This is a genomic window from Salinivibrio sp. MA351 (assembly GCF_001996065.1).
Classification (GTDB): domain Bacteria; phylum Pseudomonadota; class Gammaproteobacteria; order Enterobacterales; family Vibrionaceae; genus Salinivibrio; species Salinivibrio costicola.
Window position 1 is genome coordinate 45,126 of the sequence record NZ_MUFG01000007.1, and the last position, 24,548, is coordinate 69,673.

General features: G+C 50.1%; 18 protein-coding genes and 1 tRNA gene. 10 read left to right on the forward strand and 9 right to left on the reverse strand.

The genetic code is table 11. From position 1 onward, the window contains the following. Positions 1-24 precede the first annotated feature (24 nt). Both BZG78_RS05860 and BZG78_RS05865 read left to right on the forward strand, forming a co-directional pair. Positions 25-1,905, forward strand: a complete 1,881-nt coding sequence (locus tag BZG78_RS05860) for a DUF3413 domain-containing protein (protein WP_077660645.1) — start codon at positions 25-27, stop codon at positions 1,903-1,905. Between the two features lie 104 nt (positions 1,906-2,009). Further along, positions 2,010-2,086: transfer RNA gene (locus BZG78_RS05865), tRNA-Pro, on the forward strand. An 87-nt stretch (positions 2,087-2,173) separates the two neighbouring features. On the opposite strand, the gene BZG78_RS05870 is transcribed toward BZG78_RS05865, so the two are convergent. The 3 genes from BZG78_RS05870 to BZG78_RS05880 form a co-directional block, all read right to left on the reverse strand. Then, positions 2,174-4,195: an alpha-amylase gene (locus BZG78_RS05870; protein ID WP_199877168.1), complete on the reverse strand. Its 2,022-nt coding sequence runs from the start codon at positions 4,193-4,195 to the stop codon at positions 2,174-2,176. 168 nt (positions 4,196-4,363) lie between these two features. Next, complete coding sequence (locus BZG78_RS05875; protein ID WP_077660647.1) at positions 4,364-6,010, reverse strand: EAL domain-containing protein; 1,647 nt, start codon at positions 6,008-6,010, stop codon at positions 4,364-4,366. Next, entirely contained in the window at positions 6,004-7,332 is a 1,329-nt protein-coding gene (locus BZG78_RS05880; RefSeq protein WP_077660648.1) for a PAS domain S-box protein, read from the reverse strand. Before BZG78_RS05880 ends, BZG78_RS05875 begins: the two co-directional genes overlap by 7 nt. Before the next feature lie 232 nt (positions 7,333-7,564). On the opposite strand from BZG78_RS05880, the gene BZG78_RS05885 reads away from it, so the two are divergent. After that, a complete protein-coding gene (locus BZG78_RS05885) occupies positions 7,565-8,323 on the forward strand; it encodes a sulfite exporter TauE/SafE family protein (RefSeq protein WP_077660649.1) in 759 nt (252 codons plus the stop codon). A 59-nt stretch (positions 8,324-8,382) separates the two neighbouring features. Here the strand turns inward: BZG78_RS05885 and BZG78_RS05890 are convergent, their stop codons facing one another. From BZG78_RS05890 to BZG78_RS05900, 3 genes are all read right to left on the reverse strand, one after another. Next, entirely contained in the window at positions 8,383-10,335 is a 1,953-nt protein-coding gene (locus tag BZG78_RS05890; protein WP_077660650.1) for a DNA topoisomerase III, read from the reverse strand. Between the two features lie 115 nt (positions 10,336-10,450). Then, on the reverse strand, positions 10,451-10,999 hold the full coding sequence (locus tag BZG78_RS05895) for an NAD(P)H nitroreductase (RefSeq protein WP_021022292.1): 549 nt from the start codon (positions 10,997-10,999) through the stop codon (positions 10,451-10,453). 127 nt (positions 11,000-11,126) lie between these two features. Then, positions 11,127-13,139 carry an NADPH-dependent 2,4-dienoyl-CoA reductase gene (locus tag BZG78_RS05900; RefSeq protein ID WP_021022291.1) on the reverse strand — a complete coding sequence of 671 codons (2,013 nt, stop codon included), beginning with the start codon at positions 13,137-13,139 and terminating at the stop codon, positions 11,127-11,129. Positions 13,140-13,354: 215 nt separating this feature from the next. Between BZG78_RS05900 and sppA the strand changes: the two genes are divergently transcribed. Beyond that, entirely contained in the window at positions 13,355-15,241 is a 1,887-nt protein-coding gene (sppA, locus tag BZG78_RS05905; protein ID WP_077660651.1) for a signal peptide peptidase SppA, read from the forward strand. 132 nt (positions 15,242-15,373) lie between these two features. Continuing rightward, a complete protein-coding gene (gene ansA / locus BZG78_RS05910) occupies positions 15,374-16,387 on the forward strand; it encodes an asparaginase (protein ID WP_077576339.1) in 1,014 nt (337 codons plus the stop codon). A gap of 156 nt (positions 16,388-16,543) precedes the next feature. Here the strand turns inward: ansA and BZG78_RS05915 are convergent, their stop codons facing one another. Beyond that, positions 16,544-16,825, reverse strand: a complete 282-nt coding sequence (locus BZG78_RS05915) for a DUF1315 family protein (protein ID WP_077460372.1) — start codon at positions 16,823-16,825, stop codon at positions 16,544-16,546. 153 nt (positions 16,826-16,978) lie between these two features. On the opposite strand from BZG78_RS05915, the gene BZG78_RS05920 reads away from it, so the two are divergent. Next, the gene (locus BZG78_RS05920) at positions 16,979-17,827 is read left to right on the forward strand and encodes a DUF2989 domain-containing protein (protein ID WP_077576300.1); all 849 of its coding nucleotides are present in this window, start codon (positions 16,979-16,981) and stop codon (positions 17,825-17,827) included. On the opposite strand, the gene BZG78_RS15405 is transcribed toward BZG78_RS05920, so the two are convergent. Next, positions 17,801-17,977: a hypothetical protein gene (locus tag BZG78_RS15405; protein ID WP_158009962.1), complete on the reverse strand. Its 177-nt coding sequence runs from the start codon at positions 17,975-17,977 to the stop codon at positions 17,801-17,803. The two genes, BZG78_RS05920 and BZG78_RS15405, sit on opposite strands and share 27 nt — an antisense overlap. A 185-nt stretch (positions 17,978-18,162) precedes the next feature. Here BZG78_RS15405 and gap point away from each other — a divergent pair, with 185 nt between their 5' ends. Together gap and BZG78_RS05930 are read left to right on the forward strand one after the other, a co-directional pair. Further along, positions 18,163-19,158 (forward strand): type I glyceraldehyde-3-phosphate dehydrogenase, encoded by a 996-nt coding sequence (gene gap, locus BZG78_RS05925; protein ID WP_021022285.1) that lies wholly within the window; start codon positions 18,163-18,165, stop codon positions 19,156-19,158. A 113-nt stretch (positions 19,159-19,271) separates the two neighbouring features. Further along, on the forward strand, positions 19,272-20,153 hold the full coding sequence (locus tag BZG78_RS05930; RefSeq protein ID WP_077660652.1) for a D-hexose-6-phosphate mutarotase: 882 nt from the start codon (positions 19,272-19,274) through the stop codon (positions 20,151-20,153). Between the two features lie 116 nt (positions 20,154-20,269). Here BZG78_RS05930 and BZG78_RS05935 read toward each other — a convergent pair whose 3' ends face one another. After that, positions 20,270-21,031, reverse strand: coding sequence for a MipA/OmpV family protein (locus BZG78_RS05935; protein ID WP_077660653.1), 762 nt, complete (start codon positions 21,029-21,031; stop codon positions 20,270-20,272). A 276-nt stretch (positions 21,032-21,307) separates the two neighbouring features. Between BZG78_RS05935 and BZG78_RS05940 the strand changes: the two genes are divergently transcribed. Further along, entirely contained in the window at positions 21,308-23,242 is a 1,935-nt protein-coding gene (locus BZG78_RS05940; protein ID WP_077660654.1) for a PrkA family serine protein kinase, read from the forward strand. Positions 23,243-23,275: 33 nt separating this feature from the next. After that, positions 23,276-24,547 (forward strand): YeaH/YhbH family protein, encoded by a 1,272-nt coding sequence (locus BZG78_RS05945; RefSeq protein ID WP_077460368.1) that lies wholly within the window; start codon positions 23,276-23,278, stop codon positions 24,545-24,547. Position 24,548 lies beyond the last annotated feature (1 nt).

Below are 24,548 nucleotides of genomic sequence, written 5' to 3' on the forward strand. Positions count from 1 at the left end.
CTAATCAGAGAAGAATAAATTTGTATGGTTGATAGCGGAACATCGTATCGCGACAAAGTATCCCAGCTGATCAGTTGGGGGCATTGGTTTAGCTTTTTCAACATCATTGCCGCTATGTTGCTGGGCACCCGCTATATCAGCCAATCTGGGTGGCCAGACACCCTATTAGGGCAAAGCTACTTGATCTTTAACTGGGTCGGCCACTTCGGTTTCCTGGTTTTTGCGCTTTATATTCTGATCATTTTTCCAGCCAGTTTTATCATCCCGTCTCAGCGTCTTATGCGGCTTTTTGCGGTAATAGTCGCGACTGTCGGAATGATGGTATTGCTGCTAGATATTTACGCCTATCAAACCTTACACCTACATCTTAATCCCTTGGTGTGGGAGCTGCTTTTAAGCGGCGAAAAAACCGATATGAATGCCCACTGGCAGTATTTATTTATTGCTGGGCCGGTGATCTTTATCTTAGAGCTGGTCATGGCCGAGTGGGTGTGGCGTAAGCTGCGTAAATTAACCCGTAAACGCGTTGGTGTTCCGGTTGCCAGCGTGTTTGCTCTTTGCTTTATTGCCAGCCATTTAATCCATATATGGGCCGATGCGTTCATTTATAGCCCGGTCACGGCACAGCGTTCGACCTTTCCTGTCTCGTATCCGATGACAGCAAAAACCTTTATGGAAAAGTATGGCTTGCTCGATCGACAAGAGTATCAACGCCTACGCGAGCAGCGCGGCCAAGAAACCAGCGAGGTGATTCGTTATCCGTTGGAGCCACTGTCGTTTGCGCCAGATGCCAACAAATACCGCCCAAACTTATTGGTGGTGATGGTTGAAGGGTTGCGTGCCGATATGCTTAACCCAGTCACCATGCCTCACCTGCATCGTTTCGCTACCGATAATCTGTGGTTTAAGAATCACTTCAGTAGCAGCAACGATGATATGGCCGGTTTGTTTGGTTTCTTTTATGGACTGCCGGGCAGCTATGCGCAAAGCGCGCGAACTGAGGGTTTGCGTCCTGTATTGATGGATACACTCAATCAACGTCGCTATCAACTCGGGCTGTTCAGTGGCGATAACTTTTCTAACCCCATTTACTATCAAAGTATTTTTAGTCGCGCACTCGACCGAGATACACAGTCAGAGGCACCGGCTTGGCAGGCCGATGCCAGTGCGATCACCTCGATGCAAAGCTGGCTACAAGGGCGCCAAGCAAATACACCTTGGTTTGGTTATTTAGAGCTCGCCACGGTGAATGAATATGAGCAAGGCGGCGACTATGCGCAACCTTTCCAACCGGCGCTTAACAGTGGAATGGCCGGTGTCGACCAGCAAACAGGCTTGGTCCTCAAAAATAGCTATAACAATGCCGCTCACTATCTGGATGAGCAATTGGGCGAACTGATTCAACAGCTCGAGGCTTCGGGAAAGCTAGCCAATACCGTAGTGATGATTACGGCAAACCACGGCATGGAATTTAATGAAACCGGGATGAATAGTTGGGGTTCGAACTCAAACTACAGCCGTTATCAGCTTCAAGTACCGATGGTGATGCACTGGCCTAATCAACCGGCCGAGCAGATCAATCATTACAGTAGCCACCTTGATGTGGCACCAACATTGATGGAGTCGATGCTATCGGTGAGCTCACCCGCCAACAGTTACAGTAGCGGTGTGAATCTGTTTGAACTCGAGAGCCAATCACGCAAATGGGTGTTGGCCGGTGACAGTCGCGACATTGTGGTGATACAGCCACAAAAAACCACGGTGGTGGATAAATTTGGCAATTATAAAGTCTATGATCGCCACTATACCCCACTTCCCGAAGGTAAGCCCCAGTTGTCACTATTGATGCAAGTGATGCACGAATTAAAGCGTTTCTATTATCCTGAGGATCACGAGCCGCAATAATGGCCAATAAGTGGCGCATAAGTAGCCAAACAATTGAAAAACGGGGAAACAACCGCGTTTAGCAATTGACAGCCATTAGGTCGATTCGTAATATAGCGCTTAGTCGGTCTGTAGCGCAGCCTGGTAGCGCACTGTCATGGGGTGTCAGGGGTCGCTGGTTCAAATCCAGTCAGACCGACCAATACATATAAGCCCGTCACTCAATGAGTGACGGGCTTTTTCGTATGGTACGTTCAACAAGGATAAACATCCTGTTCGCGGCGGACACTTATTCGGCTTGACGCCCGACAAACGCGGCAACAATGGTGTCTTCTCCATATTGCCGGGAAAAGACATACGCGCCTGGTTGAGGGATCACTTGGTGCGCGCCCGCGCCTATCGCAGGGTGGCGTTGCCTAAACTGCCCCACTTTTCGCCAATGGTTTAATAACCCCGCCTGCATGGCGTTACGCTGCCACACCATATCCGAGCGTGTTCCTTGGTGAAAGTCATCGCCGTAAGGGCCTAAATCACGTCCAACTTCATCACCGTAATAGACTTGCACCGCACCGGGCGCCAGAAGTAATGCGTTGGCAGCACCGCGTTGCATGCTGGCATCTTTAAAACGGCTAAAAAAGAGCTCGGTATCATGAGACGACATATAGCTAACCGGAATAAAATCCGCTTCTGTTTGCATGGTCTCAGCGTACGCGTGATACGTGGTTTCCATTTCACTTAAACAATACGCCCCTTTGTCCATCCGCTTTTGCAGATCAAAGTTAATCAGTGCATCAAAGCCTTGGTCAAAATAAGGGCTCCGGTAGGCATTGTGCCCCCATACTTCTCCCATCATCCAAAAGGGCTCGCCCGTTTGATTATTAGCGGCGCGCCAGCTTTTCAATGCCTCCGAGGCGTGTGCTTTTAACGCTCGCCAAACCTCACCATCAACATGCTTGACGGTATCAACACGAAAACCATCAATACCAAAACGCGCAACCCACTGGGTTTGCCATTCAAGTAAGTAATCACTCACTGTGTAATTGTCTCGCACCTTTACTCGCGTGCCGGGATTGTTGAGCAACCATTGTGGCGGGGTCACCGGTTGCGAAGATTCAGTTTTAAAGTCAGGCAATCCGGCTAAGGTCAGCGTTTTATCACTGCTGCCAGGCTCATCGTACCCCGGTAATCCTGCGCGTACCCAGTCTTTTCCCCACCACTGCTGCCAATTCGTGCTCTTATAATCAATCGCATCATGAAAGTCATGCCAGCTTTGTCCGTCACCGGGCTGCCAATTTTGCCATTGCGCCGGTAATTCAGTGTCATTGACTACCTCAATCCCGTCTTGCTGTAAATCCGCGAGCGTTGCGTAACCTGGGTGATTGACGACTGCGTCCAGAAACACCTTTAGTCCGCGTTGATGCGCTTCGTCGACCAATTTTTTTAGTGTGGCATCATCACCAAAGTTGTTGTCTACTTGGGTAAAGTCACGCGACCAATAGCCGTGGTAGGCATAAAACGGAAAGTCCCCTTGACTGCCACCACCGACAAACCCGTGAACCTGCTCTACGATCGGTGATAACCAGATTACATCGGTGCCGAGCGCTTGGATATAATCCAATTTGTCGATCACGCCTTGTAGATCTCCGCCATGAAAGGTACCAATGTTTTGCGCTTTATCCTGACGCCGCCCATAGCTGTGATCATTACTCGGATCGCCATTGCTGAATCGGTCCACCATGACAAAATAAATGTTTGCATTGCGATAGGTAAAATCTGGCTCTGGTGCTGTAACCGGGGCGAGCAACACCAACCCGCCACTTTCAGAGGCTGGGGTGAGCGTCACGCTGTGATTTTTCACCGTGACAACCTGCCCACTGAGCGCCTCTTTTAATTGCGTGCCATCGGCAAAACTCTCTCCCAAAGAGAGGGTGACCGGCCCACCTTGATAGCGGTGACACTGGACATCGGGCAACGGGCGTTTAAACCTTGATGCGGTCTTTTTCGGTTCACGTTTAACGCGGATTGTTTGCGTCTCTGGCTGATAATAAAACCCATAATCCCCAGCAAAACGCACGGTAAGTTCAAAGTTTGTCTGATCTTGGCAAGAAAGCGGAATAGGCGTATTAAATTTCGCGTTCTCGGGAGACGCGGCCTGACAGTCACCTTCTATCCCTTCCACACTGATTTGGTAGGTGTTCTTACCTAACGAGAAGACCGCTGGGGCGTTGGGATCAAGCGGTCGGTCAGACTGTGTCGTTGCTGTGGTTACCGTGATATGCGGGGCCGCCGCAGTGGAAAACGACGCTGCCATAGTCAACGAGGCCGCTACCGCGATGGCCAGCCGCTGTCGAGGAAAGAAAAAAGTCATGATTGTGCTCCTTGCCATTTTCTATCAGGGTAAAAAAACAGCAAGGCATTGACATCATTCCTGCCTCTGCGCCCTAAAACTGTGAGCAATGACAGTTAGAGGAGGAGCCGATTACGCGCCGCACTCTCCCTCTGGATCCAGACCTAACAATTCGCTCATCTCCACGGCGGGAATAGGACGGCGATAGAGAAACCCTTGACCAAAGGTGCAGCCCAATTCATGCAAAATCGCCTGTTGATGCAAGGTCTCAATGCCCTCAGCAACGACCCCCATCCCAAGGCTATCGGCCATGGCAATCATAGCCGACACAATTGCCACTTCTTGTTCATCGGGTGATTGGCTTTGTATGTCTTTAATGAAATGACGATCAATTTTTAATTTTGAAATGGGGTAGCGCTTGAGATAAGCCATCGATGAATAGCCAGTGCCGAAATCGTCGATCGCAATCCCAACCCCTTTATCACGTAATTGCTCCAGCACTTTTAACGCGTTGGCTTGGTTTTCTATCAAGGTATTTTCGGTAATTTCTAACTCTAAAAAGCGCGGATCGGCGCCGGTGCGGTCCAAGGCCTCAAACACCACTTGCGTAAAGGCCACGTCGGCAAGGTTGCGCGGCGAGATATTCACCGCCATAGACACGTTGAGGCCCGCATCCTGCCAGGCTTTTAATTGCTGACATCCAGTCTCAACCACCCACTGCGTGATATCGTGGATAATCGAGCGCTCTTCGGCGACATCAATAAAGTGAAACGGTGATAACAGCCCCCGCTCTGGGTGATGCCACCGCAATAACGCCTCGACGCCAATAATATCGCCGGTCACCAGATCGACCTGGGGTTGGTAATATAATTCTAACTCTTCATTTTGCACACACTGACGTAGCTCGACCGCCAAACGTAACTTGTGATTCGCTTCTACCGTCAACGCATCATTGTAAAACGCATAGGTGTTTCGCCCCGATTTTTTCGCGTGATACATCGCCGAATCGGCAAAGGTCAGCAGATCATCGGTACTCGCGGTATTCTCTGGATATTGGGCAATGCCGATACTGACACCGATTTGAGCGTCGATCCCACCTTTGAGCATAAACAGGCGATTCATGGCATGGATCACATCTTCAGATAAGCGAATACAGGCATTATCATCAGCATGAATCACCCGTAGGATCACAAATTCATCGCCACCGAGACGGGCTAAGGTATCGCCCTCCTCTAACAGACCCTCTAAGCGCTGACTGACTAATTTAAGGAGTTCATCACCGACGGTATGGCCATGGCTATCATTGACGAACTTAAACTGGTCAAGATCGAGAAACATCAACGCCAGCTGGTTACGCTGGACCGATTGCCTATTCATCGCTTGACGAATGCGCGACGTAAGCAGCAGGCGATTCGGTAATCCGGTTAGCGAGTCATAGTGGGCCAAATCAATCAGTTTTTTTTCTGAGTCTTTAAGCTGGGTGATATCAGAGAAAACACCGATATAATTCACCACGTCACCGGCGTCATCTTTTACCACACTGATCGAGAGAAGCTGTGGATACACGATACCATCTTTACGGCGATTCCAGATTTCGCCTTTCCAATGTCCCTCTTGATGTATCTGCTGCCACATTTCGGCGAAAAAATGTGCGTCATGACGGCCCGAATTCAGGATGGATGGCATTGCGCCGACGACATCTTCTTCTTGATACCCGGTGATCGCACTGAAGCCACCATTGACGGCGACGATAGCACCTTGCGCATCCGTGATCAGCACCCCTTCGCTCGATTGCTCGATTGCTCAAAGATTTTCGCATTGAGCATCAACTTACGTTCAACCTCTAACCGTTCAGATACATCGTGGATAACCGAGAACAGCAGGCGGGCGTTACCAACGGTGATCGGGGATGAATGAACCTCGACCTGGCGACTCTCACCGTTTTTTAGCCGATGTTCAAAAATAAAGCAGTTTTTCTCGCGCTGTCTCGCCTGTGAAAGGCTTTGTTTGAGGGTGCTGTCGACTTGTGTATTAATCTCGCTGATACGCATCGCTGTGAGCGTTGCATGGTCATAGCCATAAAAACGTTGGGCACTGTCATTAGCATCTAAAATTTCGCCACTTTTGGCATCCAGTAACATCATCACCGCATCATGGCGTTTAAAGATACTCCTAAAGCGGTAACTATCATCAACCATGCGACCAATCGACTGCGCAAAGCTGCGTCCAGCATTTAATCGAGCATATAATCCGCCGAGCCAAAACCCTAAGATAATCAAGCCAACTCCCCATACCATGGGGTGAGGGTGCAAGCTTTTCCAACCGTCTTGCGGGATCCCCAATAAGCGCCAGTGGCCGGAGGGCAAGCTCACTGCGACGGATTCAGGGGATTGCGCTAAGATCGAGGGGTCACCGTAAATGGGGGTAAACCTCCCCTCGGCGGTCGATTTTTCTTGCAACACCACACGCACTGGATACGCCTCGCCTTCGGCAAAGCTTGCGGAGAAAAGGCTATCGATATCGAGCACCGTGGATAACACGCCCCAGGGTAACCCTGTGTTTTGATTGATGATCGATTGACGTGCAATTAAGGCGGTTCCGCCTTGAAGAAGATCGACCGGCCCTGAAATCACGGGCTCACTGGAGGCATACGCCGCACGTACACTGGCTAATTGCTCAGGCACATCATGGTAACGCGTCCCGACTAAGATACGCTTTAACGACGCAGGATACACATGACTGATCACCCAATTTCTGGCAGCGGCAAAATTGAGGATATGAGCAGATTTGGCTTTTAACTGGCTGGCAAAGCGGGAAAATTGGTCTTGCGTCAGATCTGGATTTAAGCTGATATAGGTGGTTAGTCCATGACTTAAATCGACATTCTGCGTCACTTTAAGCTCAATCCGCGAGCGGTAGGCCAACAAGGCGTTACGGACGTCTTTTACTTCTTGGTCATGGGCTTGTTGATATAGCCAAAACTCCACGGAAGCCACCGCAAACATGAAAACCATCACGGAGATAACCACATTATAAATGAATCCGACTCGCACCGAGCGGCGGGCGACTTTATCAAGTGCCGATGGAACAGCTTGCTGCATGACCTGGTACAACCTTATCTCGCTCTGCTTATGGAGCGAACATTAACCAAAAACCTCAGGTGTAGCACGTGATTATAAAGGGCATAGAGAGAATCGCCAGTGTTACCGGTCAGTTTCACCGCATTACACAGGCTCTGTATGCGTAGGATCAAACGGTTACATACACATATTGGCGATACAATCAAACCGCCTTTATCCAAAAAACACAAGAGATTGCAAACAAGGAGCGTGTATGGCAATCAGCCTCGAATACAGTTTTATCTTGGTGGTTTTGGGCGTGATCGCCGGGATTATCAATACCCTCGCGGGTGGTGGCTCTAACCTAACATTACCTGCATTGATGGTGATGGGCATGCCTGCCGATGTCGCCAACGCCACCAATCGGGTGGCGGTATGGCTACAGTGTGCGTCAGGGATGAGCGGGTTTCGCCAACATGACAAGCTCGATACTCAGGATATCATTCCGGTATTGATACCGAATTTAATCGGGGGCTTGTGCGGCGCATTGGCCGCTGCATGGTTGCCAACCAGTTGGGTCAAACCCTTGCTACTCGGTACCTTGCTGACCATGACGGTAGTGATGCTGGTTAAGCCAGCCACTTTTGGCCCCCCCGCCGGTACGCCAGTCAAAAAGGTGGCTGACACACCCACCGCATGGTTTGGCCTTATGCTCGCAGGCTTTTATGGCGGATTCGTACAAGCAGGGGTCGGATTTGTTTTGCTCGCCGCGCTATGTGGCACCTTACACTACGACTTGGTCCGTGGTAATGCACTCAAACTGGCATGCACCTTAGCTTTCACCTCTCTTTCACTGCTGGTGTTTATTGCCGATGATCTGATCCGCTGGGCGCCAGGGCTGATCCTGGCGATAGGGACCATGGTCGGGGCACGGATTGCGGTACGATTTGCTATCTCCGCGAATCCCAAGCTATTAAAACTCTTTTTGTTTGTGATGACGTTGGTCGGTTGTCTCGCCGCCTATTTATTTTAGTGACAGCGAGTCTGTTATCGGGCGATCACTGCATTTTTTGCTCGAGTATACTGGTGCGGTTATTGTGCCGCGGTCTTACCCGTTGATTTCGCCGCTCCTTTACGACGACTGCTGGTGCGCCGTGTTTTACGTTTAAATGTTTTTGCCGGCGCAGCCGGTAAACCTTGCAAAGAGGCAGGCGGTGGTGAGGTTTTTACACTTTCAATCAAGCCAGCGACCTTGTCGGTTAACGCTTGCATAAAGGGGTGATACGCGCATTGTCGGTCCGCCATATCTTGCAGCTGCCGCTCCCAATCAGCGGTCATATCCGGGTAGGTCGCACTGTCGGGTAAGGCATCAATTAATCCCGTTCCACTGGCTGTCGCGTGAAGTGTTTTTCCTTGTCGATTCAAAAGACCACGTTTTACCAACAGCTCAATAATCCCAGCCCGAGTGGCTTCGGTCCCGAGCCCATCGGTTTCTCGTAGTATCTCTTTCAGTGCTTTGTTTTGCACATAGCGGCCAATGCCGGTCATCGCTTGTAACAAACTGGATTCGGTAAACGCAGCCGGTGGCTCGGTCATGCAGTCTTTAATGTCGCCACGCTCACACTGCGCTTGCTCACCTTTCTCCATTAAGGGCAAAGGCGTGGCGTCACTGTCTGCGGTTTGCGTGGAGGGCAATAGCGCGCGCCAGCCCGCTTGAGTGAGCACCTTGCCTTTGGCAATAAAACAGCCACCGGCAATATCGAACACCAGTTTTCCTTCTGCATACTCGGCAGGCGGATAAAACTGCATCACATATTGGCGCGCCACCAGCTGATAAATTTTCGCTTCATCGCCTGACAAGCTCGCAGGCGCAGCTTTCGCGGTTGGAATAATCGCATGGTGCGCACCAACTTTGGCATCGTTCCATGCTTTGCCTTTGCGTTTTGGATCCGCATTGTCACAAGCCTGGATCAGTGTCTGACACCCCTTTTTAATCGCTGCCAACACCTTGGGCGCCTCAGCGAAGTGCCCTTTAGGTAAGTAACGACAATCCGATCGCGGATAGGTAATGATCTTGTGGCGCTCATACAGTTGTTGGCACACATCCAGGGCTTTTTGGGCGCTAAAACCAAATCGCTTTGATGCGTCTATTTGCAAGGCTGACAAGTTATAAGGCAGTGGCGCCGCTTGCTTTCGCTGCTGACGTTCCGCGTCAGTGACCGTAGCTGGCTGCCCCGTAATTCGATTGGCGACATTGTCGGCGAGTGACCGAGAAAGTACGCGCCCTTGCTCGTCTTGCCATTTGGCGCAGGCGTCACTGGGCTGCCATCGTGCGCGTATTTCACTCCCTTGATGAGCAATGATGGCGTCGAGCTGATAATACGGATGGGGAATAAAATGTTTGATTGCTTGATCGCGTCGCACCACCAGGCCAAGCACCGGCGTTTGTACCCGCCCGACCGACAATACGCCTTGATAACCGGCCTGTTGCCCTAGCAGGGTATAAGCGCGCGTTAGGTTCATCCCATAGACCCAATCGGCACGTGACCGAGCTAACGCGGAAACAGATAAGGGTATGTAACCCTTATTGTCTTGCATGTTGCTGAGTGATTTTTTCACCGCAGAGAGGTTTAAATCACTGATCAAAAGGCGTTTTATATTGGCTTTTTTGCTCTGACTGACCTTCGCATAGTCAATCACTTCATCCACCAGCAGCTGCCCTTCGCGGTCTGGGTCGCCGGCATGAACCAGCTGATCAAATTGCTTAATCAGTTTTTTAACCACGGACAGCTGGCCCGAGGCGGCTTTGCGTGGGCGCAATTGCCATTGTTGAGGCACGATAGGAAGGTCAGCCAGATGCCATTTTTTATAGCGGCTGTCATAAGCCTCGGGCTCGACTTGTTCGAGTAAGTGGCCAATACACCAGGTGACCACATCGCCTTGCCCTGTTTCAATGTATCCTTTCTGATTTTTATGAGGCTTAGGCAGGCCTGCGGCAATTGCGCGCCCTAAACTCGGTTTTTCCGCAATAAATAATCGTGCCATGACAGAGTCTCTTTATCAGTCGCTGTCCGCATGGTATGCAAAGCACGATCGAGGCGCAATAAAAAACCTGTACATATGCACAGGTTTTCTCGATTAACCAAGCCCTTCTCGTGGCTTAAAGATAAGAGACAAACTGGCTAGTATCGCGTTTAGGCGCATTAGCCGCCGCACAATCAGGCGTTCCTAAGTACAAAAAACCCACGATATGATCATCGCCTTCAACGGCTAACGCCTCTCTCACAGCAGGGTGGTATGCAAATGCGCCGGTGCGCCAAAAGCCCTGATACCCTTGTGCGACCGCTGCCATTTGCATCGCATGCGTCGCACATCCCGCAGAAATATGCTGCTCAATGGTCGGAACTTTGTCATGCACACGTGTACGCGCAATCACGGCCACCACCATCGGGGCCCGAAAGGGTGCGTTTTTGGCATTTTTCACTGCCGTTTCATCCGCGCCGTTGGCCTGTGCTGCCTCGGCTAAAATGGTTGAAAGCCGCGTCAGCCCATCGCCCTCGCAAATCACAAACTGCCACGGCGTTAGTGCGCCATGATCAGGGGCTCGTAATCCTGCTTGAATAATGTTTTCTAGTGCTTCACCGCTCGGCGCTGGCGCTGCTAATCGTGGCACAGAGCGGCGCTTTAATAGCAAATCAAGTGCGTCCATGGTTTATCCTTTTTAACCGTTTAGTGCTCACTGCATGAGCGGATAGCAGCATGTTAGCACAGACGTCCGCCGCTAAAGACGTGAAGATTATCCGGGTTTAGAGCAACCAGAATGAAAGCGTCCGAGACTAAAGTGCCAAGGCTGTCTCAATCCCCTGGCGAATGGCTCGCTTCGCATCGAGCTCTCCCGCATGCTCGGCACCACCAATTAAATGGTAAGAGACATTGGCATCATCAAGCTGCTCGGCCAACGTATTCACAGATTCTTGCCCCGCACACAAGATGATCTGGGTGGCAGGGATCAGGTGTGCTTCTCCTTTAACACTGATATGCAGGCCTTCATCATCAATTTTATGGTAGCTCACGCCACCGACAAGATTCACACCACGCTTTTGTAACGTTTTTCGATGGATCCAACCGGTGGTTTTGCCCGGACCTTTTCCGACTCGTCCTTCGCGACGCTGCAATACCCACACCTGCTTGTCGCTAAGCGTATCGTGCCCAGGGTAGAGTCCGCCTTCGTGGGTAATAGTCTTATCGATTCCCCACTCATTGAGCCAAGCGTCCAAACTTTGATTTTTGGGTTCGGTAATCATGGTCGCGACATCAACGCCGATCCCACCAGCACCGATAATGGCGACATGACTCCCCAGCTCAGGCTGTTCACGAATAAAGGTTTGATAATCAATAACGCTCGGGTGATCAATGCCTTCAATGGCGGGACGGCGTGGCTTCACACCCGTGGCGACAACAATATCGTCAAACGCACGCAATGTATCGACATCAGTGGCTTGATTAAGCTTGACCGTCACGCCTGCTTTTTCCAATCGTCTAAGGTAGTAGCGAATGGTTTCTTTAAATTCTTCTTTTCCCGGAATCGTCATCGCTAAATTAAACTGGCCGCCGAGCCGATCCGCTTTTTCGAACAAGGTCACGTCATGTCCGCGTTCAGCCGCTTCAGTGGCACAGCTTATCCCGGCCATTCCGCCACCAATTACCGCCACTTGTTTCACTTGGCGTACAGGCGTTGCCACGAGCTCGGTTTCATAACAAGCTTTAGGGTTAACCAAACAACTGGCACGCTTGCCTTTAAAGACATGGTCCAGACAGGCTTGGTTGCAGGCAATACACGTATTAATGTCATTCGACTGGTCGGCTTTGGCCTTCGCAACGAATTCAGCATCGGCTAAGAATGGGCGCGCCATGGAGACCATATCCGCTTGCCCCTTGGCGAGAATCGACTCGGCAACCTCTGGGGTATTAATACGGTTACAGGTGACTAACGGCACCGATACCTCGCCTTTTAGTTTTTCAGTGACCCAGCTAAATGCGCCTCGTGGCACCTGGGTCGCGATAGTAGGCACTCGCGCTTCATGCCAGCCAATACCGGTGTTAATAATAGTGACGCCTGCTTTTTCTAGGCCTTTCGCGAGCGTGACCACGTCTTCAAAGGTATTGCCTTGCTCGACCAAATCCAGCATCGACAGACGAAAAATAACGATAAAGTCATCACCGGCCGCTTGACGCACCGCTCGCATCACTTCAACCGCAAACCGCATACGATTGTCGACTGGCCCGCCCCATTGGTCATAACGGCGGTTGGCGCGGTGGCAGAAAAACTGATTGATCAGGTAGCCTTCAGAGCCCATGATCTCGACCCCGTCATAGCCAGCTTCGCGAGCAAGCGCGGCACTGCGGCCAAAGGCTTTAATCGTACGCCAAATCGCCCGCTCGCTCATTTCAAACGGGGTGAACTTACTGATTGGCGCGCGAATTGCTGACGCACTTTGGGCAAACGGATGAAACGCATAACGACCGGCATGAAGTAATTGCAGCGCGATTTTGCCGCCATTTTCATGAACGGCTTCGGTGATCGCGCGGTGTGCACGCGCCGCGCGTCCAGAGCTAAACTGGGCACTAAATGGGGTTAGACGGCCACGAAAATTAGGCGAAAATCCACCTGTTACAATGAGCCCCACCTCACCTTTGGCTCGCTCAGCATAAAAGGCCGCCAATTTTTTAAAACCATCGTTTGCTTCTTCAAGCCCGGTGTGCATCGAGCCCATCAAGACACGATTTTTCAGGGTAGTAAACCCAAGATCGAGCGGGGCTAGCATGTGGGGATAAGGGTGCTGTTCCATCGCTTGCTCACTTATTGTTGTGGTCTGACCAGACTATAGCGCTGACGGACACGTGATTTCAAACATTCGTTTACAAGCTGGCAACATGAAATCGTGAATTATTGATCTGGGTAGGACTTTCGCTCGGTATTATAGAACAATGACGCAGTTGATAGCCTATCGATCAGAGCTCTGATCAGCTAGGATATCAGCGACATGCACCGATGGACTCACGTATGAAAAAACTGTTTCGCTTTATTGCATCCCTATTCCGATGGTTGTGGCGTATTCTCAGTTTCGCCCGCCAACTTTTGTTAAACGTCCTTTTCATAGGCGTGATCGTGGCAATCTACTTTGCTTTTACTGCCGATACGCCGCTGACCTCAAAGGCCCCCGCTACCGCAAAAGTGGCGCAAAGTGAGCCAGAGCCACGGGCGCTCCTACTCAATATTGACGGCCCTATTGTTGAACAACAACAGCGCTTAAGTCCTGTTGATACCTTATCTCGCAATGCGCTCGGACAACCGATAGAAACCGAGAACGTGTTGTTTGATATTGTTGATACCGTGCGCCATGCCGCGACGGATGAACAGGTTAATGGCTTAGTTTTAAGCCTAGGCGATATGCCTTCTACCAGTCTGACCAAGCTACGATACATCGCCAAAGCCATCGAAGACTTCAAAGACAGCGGTAAACCTGTGATTGCAATTGGCGGCACCTACAGTCAAAGCCAGTATTACTTGGCCAGTTATGCCGATGAAGTCCTGATGTCGCCCGATGGTATGGTGATGCTGCAAGGTTACGGCAGTTACAACTTATATTGGAAGGACCTACTCGATAAGCTCGATGTGAGCACACACGTGTTCCGAGTCGGTACTTATAAGTCATTTGTGGAGCCATACACACGCAACAATATGTCAGACGCTGCCCGAGAAGCCAATCAAGCTTGGTTATCTCAGCTGTGGGATGCCTATGTCAGCGATGTGGCGAACAATCGTGGCATCGAGCCGAGTGTTCTGTCCCCGAGCGCGAAGCAATTACTGGCCTCATTGCGTGACTTTGATGGCGATTTTGCCGCCCTCTCTGAGCATCTTGGCATTATCGATAAGCGCATGACGCGTCAGCAAATTCGTCGCTATTTGGCCGATAAATTTGGCAGTGACGGTAAAGACAGCTTCGAATACACCGGCTATTACGATTATCTGCCAAAAATACAAAGCGGCTTTAGCCTGCCAGGCAGTGATAATATCGCCGTCGTGGTCGCCAGTGGTCCGATCATGGATGGACGTCAGCGCCCAGGGACCGTGGGTGGCGATACCACTGCCGCTATGCTGCGCGATGCCCGCCTTGACAGCAGTGTGAAAGCGGTCGTGCTTCGCGTCGATAGTCCAGGGGGCAGTGCATTCGCCTCTGAAATTATCCGTAATGAAGTGGATGCGCTACGCGAAGCGGGTAAACCTGTGGTGGTCTCGATGTCGAGTGTCGCCGCCTCTGGCGGTTATTGGTTATCTGCCAGCGCCGATCGTATTATCGCTCAGCCCACCACGATTACCGGCTCAATCGGTATTTTTAGCTTGTTCACCACCTTTGAGAACACGCTGGGTGATCTCGGCGTGCAGTCTGATGGTGTCGGCACCACACCGTTTGCAGGGGTTGGCGTAACGCGGGCACTGCCAGACGAGGTAGGAGATATCATGCAGTTAGGCATTGAGCATGGTTACCATCGCTTCTTGTCATTGGTCAGCAACCATCGCGATATGTCGATGGAAAAGGCAAACCAAGTCGCTCAAGGTCGGGTATGGACGGGACAAGATGCCTTGAGTTTGGGATTAGTTGACAGCTTGGGTGACTTTGACGACGCCGTGTCTGCCGCCGCTGAACTGGCTAACCTCGAAAACTATCAACTAGATTGGATGCAACAGCCACTGACGCCGTTTGAGCAATTTATCAACGAAGTGCTGGGGCAAAGCGCCAACGTGCTCGGTGAAGCGGTGCAAGCGACAATGCCATCGGTTGCGCGCCAGTTGACGGCATCGCCTCAGTGGCAGTCGTTAACCTTGCTGGAAAAGTTTAACGATCCGCAAGGTCGTTACTTATTCTGCTTAAACTGTGAGTATCAGTAGGAACCACTCGCCCTGGCCGTTCGGTCAGGGCCTCTTCTCTGTTTTTCTTCTATTCTGTGTGTCGCTCGGTATTACCGATGTAATCGTTACATGTATACTGTGCTCACGCTCATTAAATGCAGATTTGACATGATGGAACGTAAACATATTTATATTGCTTACACTGGTGGCACGATCGGGATGCAAAAATCTGATCATGGTTATGTCCCAGTGTCCGGCTTTCTCCAGCAACAGTTGGAAAACATGCCTGAATTCCATCGTCCAGAAATGCCGCTTTTTACTATCCATGAGTACGAACCACTCATTGATTCATCGGACATGACGCCAACGGATTGGCAACGGATTGCGGACGATATTGGCGAAAATTACCACGCATATGACGGCTTTGTGATATTGCATGGCACAGATACCATGGCATACACAGCATCGGCGCTGTCATTTATGTTAGAAAATTTAGAAAAGCCGGTAATAGTCACCGGCTCACAGATCCCGATTGCTGAGTTGCGTTCCGACGGGCAAGCCAACCTGCTCAACGCACTGCATATTGCATCGAATTATCCGGTGAACGAAGTGACGCTGTTTTTTAACAACCAACTTCTGCGCGGCAATCGGAGCACTAAGTCGCATGCTGACGGGTTTAACGCGTTTACCTCACCCAACTTGCCAGCGTTGCTTGAAGCTGGGATTCATATTGAGGTAAAAGCGGACAAGCTCAATCAACCTTCGCAAGGGCCGTTTAAGGTCCATACTATTAGCGATCAACCGGTTGCCGTGATCATGATGTATCCGGGCATTTCGCCAGACGTTGTCAGAAATGCGCTTAAACAGCCCGTCAATGCGATGATCTTATTAACCTTTGGGGTCGGCAACGCACCACAAAATCCCGAGTTACTCGATTTACTCAAACAGGCTACGGATCGCGGTGTGCTGGTGTTAAATCTCACTCAATGCTTGGCAGGACGGGTCAATATGGGTGGATATGCGACCGGCTGTGCGCTGGCCGATGCGGGCGTACTGAGTGGCTATGACATGACACCCGAAGCGGCGTTAGCCAAGCTTCACTTCTTGCTCAGTCAGTCATTACCCTTTGAAACCTTGCGAACTTGGGTGCAAAAAGATTTACGTGGTGAGCTCAGCTATTATTAGCGTGTGAACAGAAGTGACGGTGAACGCTATTGTGACGATTACGCCGGCCGAATGCCGGCGTTTACGCTTTAGCGAGGACACGTTCAGCAAACCATATCCCACAAAAGGCGTGCCACCCAACCTATTCGATCAGCATTGGTGCTGATTGAGTTAGCACTAGTGCTTGGTCTCAATATCGATGCGCTGCCCATCTTGACCGGCAAATTCACGCTTGAGCTCGGCTTTTGATTTCCAAGTCACCTGACCCCCTTTCGCGACCGTCATATGCTGAGGCTGGCTGTTATGACGTGATTGGTAAAGCATAACGGCTTGCAAGGCTTGATCGCGTTGTGCTTGATTAAGGCTGGTACCATCAGGCCATTTACCGGTTTCTACCGCGTAACACAAACGATCGTATATTTCAGGCGTCATTGCTTTTAAGACTTGTTCTATATCCATGATTACCTCTGTGTGGTCCGGGTCCGACTATTATGCCTGATCTTGGTCGGTAGACGGCATGTTTAGCACAGTGCGCTTTATCACGCTTTTACGCATCAACTACACTCAAAGATAACGTATACTCGACGTAGTTGACTCAGGGTACGACAAATAATGAATTTACGATTACTTACTCGCTACGTTTATCGTCTCGGTCTTGTCACGAGTTTACTGCTACTCGTCGGCTGCGATGGACAACCGACCACCAATCAAGTGTGCGAAACGCACCCCGAATTATGCGAAGGGCTAAACATTGGCGACGGACAATGCCGATTTGAGCGCTCGGACCTGATTTTCGATCGTTTGGCGGTTGACCAAAAGCCAACCGATCTCAATAAACTCACCGAACTCAAGCAAACAAAAGCCTACTTGCGCTGTATGGAGCTGGTAGCTGAAATTGAGCCTACCACACTCAAACAACGCAAAACCAAGCGTACGGAGGCGGTCTACCATGCTTATGATGCGATTGCTCGTTTGGAAGATGAACTGGAAGCCTCTTATCAACCACCGGTGATTTACTACCGTTGGTCTCAGGGTGACAACGGCGCCCTACCCCAGTTTTTAAAGCTTGAAGGCACTCCCCATCTGGAAACGCCCCAGTTACAACTTGGTCTGGCGACCTATTATGTCTCACGGGATAAAGCTAAAACCGTGGAGATTTTATTGCACGCGTTGGAGCTGTATGACGGCCGCGATCTCACCGTAAAGCAAGACGTGATTCCAGAGGTGATTAAATCACTCGCCACCACCAATCATGCGCTTAAACGCTTTGAACATGCGTATTTGTGGGCGAAAGTGGGGCAAAGTTACAATCTTCCCATTGCCAACAGTGATCGTTTGTCTCGACTTTATACACTGAGCGAACAACAGGAGACGTCACTGCAGCGATTGGCATTTGAAATATCAGCCGCGATCGACGATGGCAATTTTCAAGCGTCATTGCTCGCACCCATTACTCAGTAAAAGGCAACCACTCAGTAAAAAGCAACGCTCAATCAAAGGTAAACCGGTCACGTCAAACTTGTCGTACCAGTTTGCCTTTCGTAATTGCCCTTCTGCTTCTACGCTATCAAGTACCAGTTGTTGCGCCAAGCCTGATTGTTCTTTATCCACGGTTGATTAAAGACAACACAGGCATGGCCGTAAGGGCGCCAAATGTTTAGGCGATGTAAAAAAAATCCGTACTTTTTTTTGATTTTAGACAATTTTGGCTGCGATTATCCTTGCATGGCGGGGTCCTATTCTGTAATTTTACTACCAGTTTAATCTCACTAGAAATTAAGTTGTGGAGCAACATAATGACTATCAAAGTAGGTATTAACGGTTTTGGCCGTATCGGCCGTTTCGTATTTCGTGCGTCTGTAGAACGTAACGACATCGACGTGGTAGCAATCAACGATCTTATCGACGTTGAATACATGGCTTATATGCTGAAATACGATTCAACTCACGGCCGTTTCAACGGCACCGTAGAAGTTGAAGGTGGTAACCTGATCGTTAACGGCAAAACCGTACGCGTAACAGCAGAACGTAACCCAACAGACCTTAAGTGGGATGAAGTGGGTGTTGACGTTGTTGCTGAAGCGACCGGTATCTTCCTAACTGACGAAACAGCGCGTCAACACATCCAAGCGGGTGCGAAGAAAGTTGTTCTAACTGGTCCATCAAAAGACGCAACGCCAATGTTCGTTATGGGTGTTAACCACAGCGATTACGCGGGTCAAGATATCGTTTCTAACGCATCTTGCACCACAAACTGCCTAGCGCCTGTCGCGAAAGTACTGAACGACAAGTTCGGTATCGTATCTGGCCTGATGACTACTGTTCACGCAACCACTGCGACTCAGAAAACCGTTGACGGTCCTTCTGCGAAAGACTGGCGCGGCGGCCGTGGTGCATCTCAGAACATCATCCCATCTTCAACAGGTGCAGCCAAAGCGGTTGGTAAAGTACTGCCAGAGCTTAATGGTAAACTGACTGGTATGGCGTTCCGTGTGCCAACTGCCAACGTTTCAGTGGTTGACTTGACTGTTAACCTAGAAAAAGCAGCGTCTTATGACCAAATCTGTGCGGCAATGAAAGAAGCGTCTGAAGGCGAGCTGAAAGGTGTACTTGGTTACACTGAAGATGCAGTTGTTTCTCAAGACTTCATCGGCGAAGTACAAACTTCAGTATTCGATGCTAAAGCAGGTATCGCGCTGACTGACAACTTCGTGAAAGTGGTTTCTTGGTACGACAACGAAATCGGCTACTCAAACAAAGTACTTGACCTAGTTGCACACATCTCTAAGTAAGTAGCAATTACAATAGTATCGATAAAGGCGGCCTAGAGCCGCCTTTTGTGTATCTGGCGCCTATCCAATGAGCCGGTTTTTGTTCGTAGACACTCCCCGAAGAGGTTTAAGCTATGTCCATGTCTTTGCTTTTTGAACGTCAACTCTCCGCCTCGGTCGATTTATGCTATCGGCAATCGGTCCCGATTCTTCGCGTGAGTCACCCATCGTGCGCCGCCACCATCAGTCTTTTCGGCGGCCACTTACTCTCCTTTGCGCCTACAGGTGAATCCTCACTGGTTTGGATGAGTCGCAACGCCGTCTACGATGCGCAAACACCATTACGAGGCGGCGTCCCTATTTGTTGGCCTTGGTTTGGACAATCGGGCTCGCCTTCGCATGGCTTTGCGCGTCGACAGATGTGGCAATTGGCGCAGGTTGACGAGCAACCGGATGGCGTGATTGTGCAACTGAAGCTGTCTGAATCTGCCCAGTCAATGGCACTCTGGCCCCATCGTTTTGAAGCAACCGTCACTTTCACCCTGACACAAAAAGCCACGATTTCCCTCGCCGTCACCAATACCGATCAGCATGATTGGACGATGGGCGGCGCATTACACAGCTATCTGACCGTCGCGGACAGCGAGCAGGCTTATGTAGATGGGGTTGGTAATCAGTACCTCGATAATTTCAGTGCCGGTGCGGCTCAACCTGCTCCGGGAAAGGTCACGTTTGAAAACCCCGTGGATCGCATTTATACCGGGGCGCGCGATACACTGTCACTCACCGATCCGGCCGGTAACCGTCGCGTTTATGTCACCAACCAAGGCGCGACCAGCGCGGTGATATGGAACCCTGGACAAGCTGCCTCAGTACAAATGGCAGACATGGATGACGATGGCTATCAACATTTTGTTTGCATTGAGGCCGCGCTTGAGCAACCAGATACCCTGGTATCGCCAGGGCAAACCTATACCCTGGCCACAACGTTATGTGATGAAAAAGCGCGACGCTAAACAAAGCGGCCACCTTGGTATAAGGTGGCCGCTTTGTTACATAGAGACTTTTTTATATAAAGACTTGGTTACATAAAGACTTGGTTACATAAAGACTTGGCTACATAAACACTTGGCTACATAAAGACATAATTAACACCGAGATAGCCGGAAGCGGCGGTAGATTGGTCCACCATTGGGCTGTTCGCTATTTCATCATCGAGGTTGGTATAGCGCACACCACCAAGCAGTTGGATGCGCTCGGTCAGCATAAAATAGCCACTGGCACCAACAAAGTAATGGCCCGCAGAGCCTGGCTCATACGCCTCAATGCCTGAAACACGCGATGCTTCAGTGGCGCTGACCCCATAAAGGTGCTTATTTAACTCATGGCTATTGTAGGCATACCCTACTTCCGGAGAGACGCCCCAACGCGGGTGATTAAATCCATATTTCCAATTCACTTCGCCATATACCCCGTCCCTATCATGGGTCACGCCTTCGCCAACAGCCGCCTGAAAACGTCCGATAGGTGAATGGTATTGGTAGGCAAGCGCTGCCACAATCGATGCATCGCGCTTGTCGAGCTGGCTCAATTGCGGATCGTCGGTATCGGCAGGATCGAAACGACGAGGGTCATAGGTCGCTGATACGACGAGATTGTGTGTCGAGTCTTTCGGTGCCAGACGTGCGCCGGCAGTGAGACCGCGAAAGTAAAAGTGGTCGGTATCAAGGTTGACTGTCGGTACCACAAGTGGGTCGGTATCCGTGTCTTTGTACACTTGGGGTGAAAACGCGCCGATCACCCCTGCTGATACCCGCGTGTCTGCATAAACATTGCCGGAAGTCAGTGCCAACGCACACACTACCCAAGCCGTTTCTCTTGCTATATTCATCATCCTTTCCTTTATTGTTTAACGGCTGGCCAATGTAAGCCCAGTCCCCCTAGCTGGCAAAATAATCACCACCAGCATATCTCACTAGCTTGAACACCCGCTGTCAATATATTGGCAAGACAGGCATACAAATCACTCAACAAAAATTATCGAAAAAACAAACAATTCTTTCACGCAAGATCGAGCAATGCGGTCTAACCTTATAAAAAGGAAAGGGAACATCCAGCCAACTTTGCGCCTTTTCTTTTCGAGTTATCAGACGATTTAGGGGGCAAGACCATGACTATTTTTGATCACTATCGTCAGCGCTACGAAGAAGCGAAAGACGAAGAAATGAGCCTTCAAGCATTCTTGGATCTATGCCGAGATGATCGCGGCGCGTATGCCAATGCCGCGGAACGTTTGCTGATGGCGATTGGCGAACCGGAAAAGGTTGATACTTCGCTCGACCCTCGGCTCAGCCGACTTTTCTCTAACCGTGTCATTTCACGTTACCCAACGTTCAAAGACTTTTATGGTATGGAAGATTCGATCGAGCAAATCGTCTCATACCTTAAACATGCCGCTCAAGGCTTAGAAGAGCGCAAACAAATTCTTTACTTACTGGGCCCTGTCGGTGGGGGGAAATCGTCATTAGCCGAGAAGCTAAAAAGCTTGATGCAGCAGATGCCGATTTATGTACTAACCGCCAATGGCGAACGTAGCCCAGTGAATGATCACCCATTTTGCCTGTTTGATGCGACTGAAGATGGCCACTTACTCGAACAAGAATATGGCATTCCACAGCGCTACGTTCAACATATTATGTCGCCTTGGGCCGCTAAGCGATTAAAAGAATTTGGCGGCGATATCAGCCAATTTAAAGTGGTTAAGCTCCGTCCCTCTATTCTCAATCAAGTTGGCGTTGCCAAAACTGAGCCAGGCGATGAAAACAACCAGGATATCTCTGCCTTGGTTGGTAAAGTAGATATTCGCCAACTTGAACATTATTCACAAGATGATCCTGATGCCTATTCCTACTCCGGTGCGCTTTGCCGGGCTAACCAAGGCATGATGGAGTTTGTCGAGATGTTTAAAGCACCGATCAAAGTGCTTCATCCCCTACTCACGGCAACGCAAGAAGGTAACTACAACGGTACGGAAGGGCTTTCGGCATTGCCATTTGACGGCATCATTTTGGCCCACTCAAATGAATCCGAATGGCAATCATTCCGCAATAACAAAAATAACGAGGCCTTCCTCGACCGGGTTTACATTGTCAAAGTACCCTATTGTTTGCGAATTTCGGATGAAATCCATATTTACGACAAATTGTTGGCGACCAGTGAATTACGCCATGCGCCTTGCTCGCCAAGCACACTCGATATTCTGGCGCGCTTTACGGTATTGTCTCGCTTGAAAGATACTGAAAACTCAAGCATTTATTCGAAGATGCGTGTGTATGATGGGGAAACACTCAAAGATACCGATCCAAAAGCCAAGTCTTACCAAGAATACCGAGATTTTGCTGGGGTCGATGAGGGTATGGATGGACTATCAACCCGTTTTGCCTTCAAGATTTTGTCACGTGTTTTCAACTTTGATCACGCCGAGGTCGCGGCTAACCCTGTGCATTTGTTCTATGTCCTGGAGCAGCAAATCGAGCGGGAGCAATTCCCACAAGAGGTCGCCGAACGCTATTTAGAGCACTTGAAGGGCTACTTAATTCCTAAATATATCGAGTTTATTGGCAAAGAGATCCAAACCGCCTATCTCGAGTCTTACTCTGAGTACGGCCAGAATATTTTTGACCGCTATGTCACGTATGCCGATTTCTGGATTCAAGATCAAGAATTCCGCGACCCAGATACTGGTCAGCTGTTTGATCGTTCAGCGCTTAATGGCGAGTTGGAGAAAATCGAAAAGCCAGCGGGTATCAGTAACCCGAAAGATTTCCGTAACGAAATCGTTAACTTTGTGCTCCGTGCTCGAGCGAATAATGAAGGCAAGAATCCGGCGTGGACCAGTTATGAGAAGCTGAAAACCGTGATTGAGAAAAAGATGTTCTCCAATACGGAAGATCTGCTGCCGGTGATTTCGTTCAATACTAAGACCTCAAGCGACGAGCAGAAAAAACACGACGACTTTGTCGCCCGAATGATGGAAAAAGGCTATACCCGCAAGCAAGTTCGCTTGCTCGCCGAATGGTATTTGCGCGTGCGTAAATCGTCGTAGCCTACGGGTTGACGCAGATGACGGGAGAAAGTTATGGCGCATTTTATTGATCGTCGTCTCAATGGCAAAAACAAAAGCACTGTCAACCGGCAGCGCTTTCTACGCCGCCACAAGCGGCAGATAAAAGAGTCCATTGCCGACGCCGTCAACAATCGCTCGATCACCGATATCGAAAGTGGTGAGGACATTTCGATTCCATCACGCGACATCCGTGAACCCACGTTTCACCAAGGCAAAGGGGGACAGCGGGAGGCTGTCCACCCGGGTAATGACCAATTTAGTCCTGGCGATCGTATCGCTCGCCCACCGGGTGGCGAAGGCGGCGGCGCCGGTGAAGGGCAAGCAAGTCCAGATGGTGAGGGACAAGACGAGTTTGTTTTCCAAATTTCGAAAGACGAATACTTGGATCTGTTGTTCGAAGATCTCGAACTACCGAATCTAAAAAAGAACCAGATGGCGAAAATGGTGGAGTACAAAACACACCGCTCTGGGTATACCTCAAACGGCGTGCCTTCCAATATCGCTATCGTCCGTTCTTTACAAAATTCGCTTGCGAGACGAACGGCGATGTCAGCCGGAAAACGCCGCGAGCTCGCTGAGCTTGAACAAGCACTCGGACAGATTCAACGTGCTGAGCCTGCTCAACCGTTAGAGGAAAAACGCCTCGAAGAAGAGATCGCGGCACTCAAAAACAAACTTGCTGCCGTGCCGTTTATCGACACCTTCGATTTACGCTACAAAAACTACGAGAAGCGACCTCAGCCAAATAGTCGGGCGGTGATGTTTTGCTTAATGGATGTGTCTGGTTCGATGGACCAAGCCACCAAAGACATTGCTAAGCGTTTTTATATTCTGCTGTATCTGTTTCTCTCACGGACTTACAAAAATGTCGAGGTGGTATTTATTCGCCATCACACACAGGCGAAAGAAGTCGACGAACATGAGTTCTTTTATTCGCAAGAAACCGGCGGCACCATTGTGTCCAGCGCCCTGCGACTGATGGATGACATCATCAAAGACAGGTACAACCCGACAGAATGGAATGTTTACGCCGCTCAAGCCTCAGATGGCGATAACTGGGCTGACGACTCACCGGGCTGTCGCGAGTTGTTGCAAAAAACGCTGTTACCGGTGAGCCGCTATTACGCCTATATTGAAATAACACGTCGTGCGCACCAAACACTGTGGCGTGAGTATCAGTCACTCGCCGAAAGCCATGACAATTTTGCTATGCAGAACATTCGCTCCGCGGAAGAGATTTTCCCCGTATTTCGCGAATTGTTTAAGCGTCAGGTCGAAGCCTGAC

Excerpts from the sequence above, each read along its gene's own strand:
- BZG78_RS05885 (WP_077660649.1), top strand. The coding sequence starts at position 7,565 with ATGGCAATCAGCCTCGAATACAGTTTTATCTTGGTGGTTTTGGGCGTG.
- BZG78_RS05935 (WP_077660653.1), bottom strand. The coding sequence starts at position 21,031 with ATGATGAATATAGCAAGAGAAACGGCTTGGGTAGTGTGTGCGTTGGCA.
- BZG78_RS05870 (WP_199877168.1), bottom strand. The coding sequence starts at position 4,195 with ATGGCAGCGTCGTTTTCCACTGCGGCGGCCCCGCATATCACGGTAACC.
- BZG78_RS05940 (WP_077660654.1), top strand. The coding sequence starts at position 21,308 with ATGACTATTTTTGATCACTATCGTCAGCGCTACGAAGAAGCGAAAGAC.
- BZG78_RS05895 (WP_021022292.1), bottom strand. The coding sequence starts at position 10,999 with ATGGACGCACTTGATTTGCTATTAAAGCGCCGCTCTGTGCCACGATTA.
- sppA (WP_077660651.1), top strand. The coding sequence starts at position 13,355 with ATGAAAAAACTGTTTCGCTTTATTGCATCCCTATTCCGATGGTTGTGG.
- ansA (WP_077576339.1), top strand. The coding sequence starts at position 15,374 with ATGGAACGTAAACATATTTATATTGCTTACACTGGTGGCACGATCGGG.
- BZG78_RS05880 (WP_077660648.1), bottom strand. The coding sequence starts at position 7,332 with ATGCAGCAAGCTGTTCCATCGGCACTTGATAAAGTCGCCCGCCGCTCG.
- BZG78_RS05860 (WP_077660645.1), top strand. The coding sequence starts at position 25 with ATGGTTGATAGCGGAACATCGTATCGCGACAAAGTATCCCAGCTGATC.
- BZG78_RS05920 (WP_077576300.1), top strand. The coding sequence starts at position 16,979 with ATGAATTTACGATTACTTACTCGCTACGTTTATCGTCTCGGTCTTGTC.
- BZG78_RS05900 (WP_021022291.1), bottom strand. The coding sequence starts at position 13,139 with ATGGAACAGCACCCTTATCCCCACATGCTAGCCCCGCTCGATCTTGGG.
- BZG78_RS05945 (WP_077460368.1), top strand. The coding sequence starts at position 23,276 with ATGGCGCATTTTATTGATCGTCGTCTCAATGGCAAAAACAAAAGCACT.
- BZG78_RS05930 (WP_077660652.1), top strand. The coding sequence starts at position 19,272 with ATGTCCATGTCTTTGCTTTTTGAACGTCAACTCTCCGCCTCGGTCGAT.
- BZG78_RS05890 (WP_077660650.1), bottom strand. The coding sequence starts at position 10,335 with ATGGCACGATTATTTATTGCGGAAAAACCGAGTTTAGGGCGCGCAATT.
- gap (WP_021022285.1), top strand. The coding sequence starts at position 18,163 with ATGACTATCAAAGTAGGTATTAACGGTTTTGGCCGTATCGGCCGTTTC.
- BZG78_RS05915 (WP_077460372.1), bottom strand. The coding sequence starts at position 16,825 with ATGGATATAGAACAAGTCTTAAAAGCAATGACGCCTGAAATATACGAT.